We start from the raw sequence: 6,747 nt of genomic DNA on the forward strand, positions 1-6,747 counted from the left end.
CGGCTAGTCGGCGGTCGAGCCGCGCAGCGCGAGCTCGCCCCGCGCCGCCCTGATCTCGTCGACCGCCGCCGCGATCTTCATCTCGAGAAGCTTCGCCCCGCGCTCGGCGGATGCGCGCGTCGGGTCGCCATCCGACCCGGTCTGCTCCGACCAGACGGGGCGGTCCGTCCAGCGCTCGAGCTTCACGCCGGCCGGATGGGCGGCCAGCAGCTCGGACGTATCCTGGATCCCGCCATGCCGGCCGATGCTGCCCGTGGTCTCGCCCTGCGACCTGAGCCATGCGAGCTGCGCGGGATCTGCGCCATAATCCCTCACGCTGATCGCCTTGACGCCCTCCCCGGCCCATTCGCGGGAAAGCCGTTCGGCGACGGCGTTCTGCACGGGAAGGCTGTCGCCGTGGTCGGCGATGAAGCAGATCGTCCGGAAGCCGGCCGCCTTGAGCGAGCGCGCGATGCCCTCGAGCGTCCCGGCATAGACCTCCGGCTTGACCCCGATCGTGCCCGGGAACCGCATGTGGCCCGTCGCCGGATCATGGCCGCCCTCGGGCACGAAGGATACGACCGGCGTCACCAGCGTGCGGCCGAGCGTCGTCGCGATGCGCCTCGCCGTATAGGCCACGATGCGGTCGTGCTTGCCGATCGCGAGATGCGGCCCGTTCTGCTCGAGCCCTCCGGACGGCACGATGACGGTCGTGTAGCCATGCTCCAGGAAGCCCCGGACCTCGACCCAGGTCAGCTCGGCGATCTCGACCTCGGCCGGCAGCGGCGCGGTCAGGCTGCGGGGCGCAAGCGCAACCATTCCGCCCAGCGCGAAGCAGGCCGCGAGGGCGAAGAGCCGACGCTGGCGCCGCGCCGCCGCGTTCTGGAGGGGAATGGTCGACATGGGGTTCCGGGCCGCAAGCACCGATCGAGCGGCCATGCCGGTTAACGATGGGTGAATCGAACCCCTCGAAGCGGAATTGCTGCGCGTCCTCGCGATCGGATCAGCCGGGCGTTAACGGGTGATCCACGACAATCCGCCCCATGGTCGAGGCCTATCTCCTGCCCGTCGCCCAGCACGTCTGGGGCACGGTCCTCCACATCCTGCCGGCCACGCTCGTGCTGGCCGGCGTGTTCACGGTGCTGCACTGGGTCGCGGAGCCCTGCAACAGGGGCGTGCCCTGGTGGCGCAAGCCGGGCCTGGTAACGGATTTCGTCTTCATGTTCGCGCTGCCGCTCGTCGGCAGCTGGATGCGCGTCTTCTTCCTGGCGATCGGGGCGCTCTACATCTACCAGGTCGGACCCGAAAATCTCGGCAGCTTCTTCGAGGGCGGGCACGGGCCGCTGTCCGGGCTTCCCTTCTGGGGGCAGGTCGCGGCCTTCCTGATCCTGGCCGACCTGATGATGTACTGGACGCACCGGCTCTTCCACGGCGCGTCGCTCTGGCGCTACCACGCGATCCACCACGCGCCCGAGCATCTCGACTGGACCTCGGCGACGCGGTTCCACCCGATCAACATCTTCTTCCACAGCGTGCTGGCCGACGCCGTCCTCCTCCTGCTCGGCATCTCGCCGCAGGTGCTGGTCTATCTCGGGCCCTTCAACGTCGCGATGTCGGCCTTCGTGCACGCCAATCTGGACTGGACCCTCGGGCCGTTCCGCTACGTCATCGCCGGGCCCGTCTTCCACCGCTGGCACCACACCGATCCGGAGCGGGGCGGATCGAAGAACTTCGCGCCGACCTTCCCGGTCTTCGACCTGATCTTCGGCACCTTCTACATGCCCAAGGGCGAGCTCCCCGACCGCTACGGGGTCGACGACAAGCAGTTCCCGGAGGGGTTTGCAGCGCAGATGCTCTATCCGTTCAGGAAGAACGGCGAAGCCGAGAGCGTCGCCCAGGCAGGCACTTCCGAGGTTCTGCCCGCGCGCTGAGCTTTCACCTTGCCGTGTGGTGAAAAGTAGCGCGGAACCAGCCAGGGTTCTGCCTTATTTGCTGCGTTTGATGCTGCCGTAAGGGCGCGGAGGCATGCGGCGCACCACATTGCTCAGTCTGGCGGCCGTGCTGCTCATGCTCGGCCTGTGCCTGGTCGCGTGGCGCGTCGTCCTCGCGCCGACGGTCCTGCGCGTCGCCGTCGGCCCGCTGGCCAGCGAGGACGCCCGGCTGATCGCCGCGGCCGGGCAGTATCTGGTCCGAGAGCACGAGGCGCTCCGCCTCAAGATCGTCCCGACCGACGGCGAGGCCGAAAGCGCCCGGGCCGTCGACGAGGACCGGGCGGATCTCGCGGTGGTGCGGACGGATGTCGCCATGCCCGAGCGGGCCCAGGCGGTCGCCATCATGCACCGGGACGCGATCACCATCGTGGCCCCGCCGTCCCGCGGCATCGCGACCATCTCCGACCTCAGGGGCCGCACGGTCGGGGTCGTCCGCCGGATGCCGGCGAACCTGCGCCTGCTCGAGCTCCTCCTGTCGCATTACGAAGTGCCCAAGGAGGGCGTCCGGACGGTCCTCCTGGACGGGCCCGAGCAGATCGAGGCGGCCCTCCGGTCGGGTCAGATCGACGCCGTGCTCGCGGTGGGAACGGTGAACGGCCGGACCGTGTCCGCAACCGTCTCGGCCGTCACGATGGCGGGGGACGGGGCGGGGCCGGTCTTCCTCGCCGTGAACGAGGCCGAGGCGATCGCCCAGCCCTCCCCGTATCACGACACGTTCGACATCGTCCCGGGCACCTTCGGGGGCACGCCGCCGCGGCCGTCCGAGACGGTCAAGACTCTCGGGGTCAACCACGTCCTGGTGGCCGCGACCTCCTTGCCGGACGCTGAGGTGTCGGAGCTGACGCGGCTCCTCTTCACGCTGCGGCCGGTGATCGCCCGCGAGATCCCGCTGGCCAACCGCATCGAGGCGCCCGAACTCGAGAACGGGCCTTCCACCCTGACGGTGCATCCCGGGGCGAGCGCCTATTACGAAGACGAGGTCCTGAGCTTCTTCGACCGCTACAGCGATTGGTTCTACCTGGGCCTGTTCGGGCTTTCGATCCTCGGCTCCGGCCTCGCCTGGCTGGCCTCGCAGGCCTCCAGCCACCAGCGGTCGAGCACGCTCGGCCTCCTGGACCGGCTGCTCGAGATCGTCCGGCATGCGCGGAGCGCCGAGGGCCTCTCGAAGCTGGACGAGTTGGAACGGGAGGCGGACGACATCCTCGGGGTCGCGCTGAGCCATGCCGGAACCGGGCGCCTCGACCAGCACGGGGTCTCCGCCTTCACGCTCGGGCTGGAACAGGCCCGCCAGGCCATCGCGGAGCGCCGCCGCACCCTCGGCCGCACGCGTCCCCTCCTCGCGCCGGCGGCCGAATAGGCCGGCTCTCTCACGCGGCCCGTTGCCGCAAGACGCCAGACGTATTATGTGCAGCGCAGCGTCATCACATCGTCAGCTGCGTTCGCCTGGACTCTGCATGCCTGCAGGAGCCCGTGCCGGCCGTTGCACGCGGACCGCTCGAGACACATGAACCTCCGAAACATCGCCATCATCGCGCACGTCGACCACGGCAAGACGACCCTCGTCGACAAGCTGCTCCAGCAATCCGGCTCGTTCCGGGAAAACCAGCGCGTCGCGGAACGCGTCATGGATTCGAACGACCTGGAGAAGGAACGCGGGATCACCATCCTGGCCAAGGCGACCTCCGTCGTCTGGAAGGACACCCGCATCAACATCGTCGACACGCCCGGCCACGCCGATTTCGGCGGCGAGGTGGAGCGCATCCTCTCCATGGTGGACGGCGTGATCGTCCTGGTCGACGCCGCCGAGGGCCCGATGCCGCAGACGAAATTCGTCGTCGGCAAGGCGCTGAAGATCGGCCTCCGGCCGATCGTGGCCATCAACAAGGTCGACCGCCCGGACGCCCGCGCGACCGAGGTGATCAACGAGGTCTTCGACCTCTTCGCGGCGCTCGACGCCACCGACGAGCAGCTCGACTTCCCGATCCTCTACGGGTCCGGCCGCAACGGCTGGATGTCCACCACGCCGGAGCAGCCGGCGGAGGCCAGCCTCGCCCCGCTCTTCGACCTCGTGCTGGAGCATGTCCCGCCCGCGAAGGTCGAGCCCGGCCCGTTCCGCATGCTGGGCACGCTGCTGGAGGCAAATCCCTTCCTCGGCCGCATCATCACGGGCCGCATCGCGTCCGGCACGGTGAAGCCGAACCAGACCGTGAAGGTGCTGGACCGCCAGGGCAACGTGGTCGAGACCGGCCGCGTCTCGAAGATCCTCGCCTTCCGGGGCATCGAACGCCAGCCGATCGAGGTCGGCGAGGCTGGCGACATCGTGTCCATCGCCGGGCTCGTGAAGGGATCGGTCGCCGACACCTTCTGCGACCCGTCGGTCGACACCCCGATCCAGGCGCAGCCGATCGACCCGCCGACCGTCACCATGTCGTTCATCGTCAACGATTCGCCGCTCGCCGGCACGGAGGGCGACAAGGTCACGAGCCGCATGATCCGCGACCGCCTGTTCAAGGAGGCCGAGGGCAACATCACGCTCAAGATCGAGGAGGCGTCCGACAAGGATTCCTTCTTCGTCTCGGGCCGCGGCGAGCTGCAGCTCTCCATCCTCATCGAGACGATGCGCCGCGAGGGCTTCGAGCTCGGCGTCTCGCGTCCCCGCGTTGTCATGCAGAAGGACGAGGACGGGAACCTGCTCGAGCCGATCGAAGAGGTCGTGATCGACGTCGACGAGGAGCATTCGGGCATCGTCGTGCAGAAGATGTCCGAGCGTAAGGCCGAGATGATCGAGATGCGGCCCTCGGGCGGCAACCGCCTCCGTCTCGTCTTCCATGCGCCGACCCGCGGCCTGATCGGCTACCAGGCCGAGCTCATGACGGACACGCGCGGCACCGCGATCATGAACCGCCTCTTCAAGGCCTACGAGCCGCACAAGGGCGAGATCGCGGGCCGGACCAACGGCGTCCTCATCTCGAACGACAACGGCGAGGCGGTCGCCTACGCGCTGTGGAACCTCGAGGATCGCGGCCCGATGGTGATCGAGCCGGGCTGGAAGGTCTACCAGGGCATGATCATCGGCATCCACACCCGGGACAACGACCTCGAGGTCAACGTCCTCAAGGGCAAGAAGCTGACGAACATCCGGACGACCTCGAAGGACGAGGCCGTGCGCCTGACGCCGCCGATCCGGATGACCCTCGAGCGCTCGCTGGCCTGGATCCAGGACGACGAGCTCGTGGAGGTCACGCCGAAGTCGATCCGCCTCCGGAAGGCGATCCTCGATCCGAACGACCGCAAGCGCGCCGAGCGCACCAAGGAAGCGGCCGCGTAAGGCCGGGCCAGCGGCAGCACGCCGCTGCGCGGCGCCGGGAACTTCGAGCCTCCCCCGGCGCTCTCCCTCCGGGCTGCCGGATCCGCCGAGCGGCCCGGAAGGCCGGGGGGCCATGCCTCACTTCTCGGTGGCATTTCGTAGCCGATGCAGTAACACTTCCTTAACTCTTGTTGAGGCGGTGAGATGAGCAGCTCGACGAGCCCAGTCAGCATCGTGCTGACCGTGACGGCGGTGGTGAGCGCTGGCGTTCTCCTGACGGCCGGCATCGCCCATTTCGGCGGCGGCACGCCCCAGCCCGGCGGGGCCACGGCTGGATCGTCCGGCTGCGACGACCGGATCTTCCCCTACGTTCAGCGCGACTGCCCAAAGCCGAATCTCGCGCAGGCGACGGCCGCTGTTGCACCCGCCAGGGCGCAGCCTCCTGCCGCGCCGTCTCCCGCCGAAGTCACCGTGGCCGAGACGGGCAGCGCCACCCGCAATCAGGAGCCCGCCGCCAGCCCGCCCCCCGTGCTCGCCCGCGCCGAGCGCATGCCCGAGGCGCAGGCGCCGGACGAGCCGGCGGAGGGCGCGAGGCCGCGAAAGCCGTTCGAGCCGATCACGGTCACGCGCGCCGAGAAGCCGCCCGTGGAGCGGAGTGAACCTCCGGCCCGGAACGTGCGCGTGATACCGATCGACCGGACCCACCTGGCGAAGGTGCCGCCGGCAGATCCGGCACAAGCCACGTCCGGCGAGCCATCCGAATCCGCGCAGCCCGCGATCACGGCCGTGCTGGGCCGGAGCACGCCCGCCGCCCCGCCGCCCGCCATGGAGGGAAGTCGGCCGTCGGCACCGGTCGAGCCCGCGAAGATGGCGTCAGGCACGGCGCGGCGCAGCCTCCCGGACCGGGACCGGAACGAAGCGGCCGTGCAGGCCGCCGGCCAAGCCGCCAAGCCTGCCGCGCCGGGCGAGGTCGCAGCCTCTACCCTGCTCGCGGCCCAGCACGTCGCGCCGGTCGCGCCCCCTGCCGCCGCATCGCCCGCGGCGCCCACCACATTGTCGCCCGCGCCCACTCCCCTGGCCGAGCTCAAGCCCGCCGAACCGGTGCCGCACGGCGCCACGCCCGTGCTCGACGGCGCGGCGCCGGCCGCGATCGCAGCCGCGGCCGGAACGACGCTTGGGCCCGCGGGCTCCCCGACCGCCGCGGGGCTGTCGCCGAACGAGAACCGCGACCGCGTCACCGTCACGTCTCTCCAGGGGACAGCGCCGACGCCCGGCCCCGTGACGATCACGGTGCCCGATGGAGCGGCTCCGGGCGCCGCCCCGAGCCAGCCCGGACAGGCCGCCGCCGAGCGCAAGCTCACACCGCGCGAGCAGCGCGAAGCCGCCCGGATCGAGGGCGAAGAGAAGCGCAAGGCCGAGCTGGCCGCCCGTGACGCCGAGCGCACCCGGCTCGCAGCCGAGGCCCAGAAG

The 6,747-nt window shown here is 70.1% G+C and carries 4 protein-coding genes and 1 pseudogene; 4 read left to right on the forward strand and 1 reads right to left on the reverse strand.

Features of this window, described 5'->3' with window-relative positions; all coding sequences use genetic code 11:
- Positions 1 to 3 precede the first annotated feature (3 nt).
- Entirely contained in the window at positions 4 to 882 is an 879-nt protein-coding gene (locus ACO2SS_RS15450) for a creatininase family protein (protein WP_423278566.1), read from the reverse strand.
- Between the two features lie 140 nt (positions 883 to 1,022).
- On the opposite strand from ACO2SS_RS15450, the gene ACO2SS_RS15455 reads away from it, so the two are divergent.
- The 4 genes and pseudogenes from ACO2SS_RS15455 to ACO2SS_RS15470 form a co-directional block, all read left to right on the forward strand.
- Positions 1,023 to 1,910, forward strand: a complete 888-nt coding sequence (locus tag ACO2SS_RS15455) for a sterol desaturase family protein (RefSeq protein WP_423278567.1) — start codon at positions 1,023 to 1,025, stop codon at positions 1,908 to 1,910.
- Between the two features lie 94 nt (positions 1,911 to 2,004).
- Complete coding sequence (locus tag ACO2SS_RS15460) at positions 2,005 to 3,327, forward strand: TAXI family TRAP transporter solute-binding subunit (protein WP_423278568.1); 1,323 nt, start codon at positions 2,005 to 2,007, stop codon at positions 3,325 to 3,327.
- A 147-nt stretch (positions 3,328 to 3,474) separates the two neighbouring features.
- Complete coding sequence (gene typA, locus ACO2SS_RS15465; protein WP_423278569.1) at positions 3,475 to 5,298, forward strand: translational GTPase TypA; 1,824 nt, start codon at positions 3,475 to 3,477, stop codon at positions 5,296 to 5,298.
- 183 nt (positions 5,299 to 5,481) lie between these two features.
- A pseudogene (locus ACO2SS_RS15470) lies at positions 5,482 to 6,747 on the forward strand (hypothetical protein); the annotation flags it as partial.

Source organism: Enterovirga sp. CN4-39 (genome assembly GCF_049446235.1).
GTDB lineage: Bacteria > Pseudomonadota > Alphaproteobacteria > Rhizobiales > Beijerinckiaceae > Enterovirga.

What these genes read in the sequence shown, in the direction of transcription:
- ACO2SS_RS15450 (WP_423278566.1), bottom strand. Translation starts at nt 882, where the DNA reads ATGTCGACCATTCCCCTCCAGAACGCGGCGGCGCGGCGCCAGCGTCGG.
- ACO2SS_RS15455 (WP_423278567.1), top strand. Translation starts at nt 1,023, where the DNA reads ATGGTCGAGGCCTATCTCCTGCCCGTCGCCCAGCACGTCTGGGGCACG.
- ACO2SS_RS15460 (WP_423278568.1), top strand. Translation starts at nt 2,005, where the DNA reads ATGCGGCGCACCACATTGCTCAGTCTGGCGGCCGTGCTGCTCATGCTC.
- typA (WP_423278569.1), top strand. Translation starts at nt 3,475, where the DNA reads ATGAACCTCCGAAACATCGCCATCATCGCGCACGTCGACCACGGCAAG.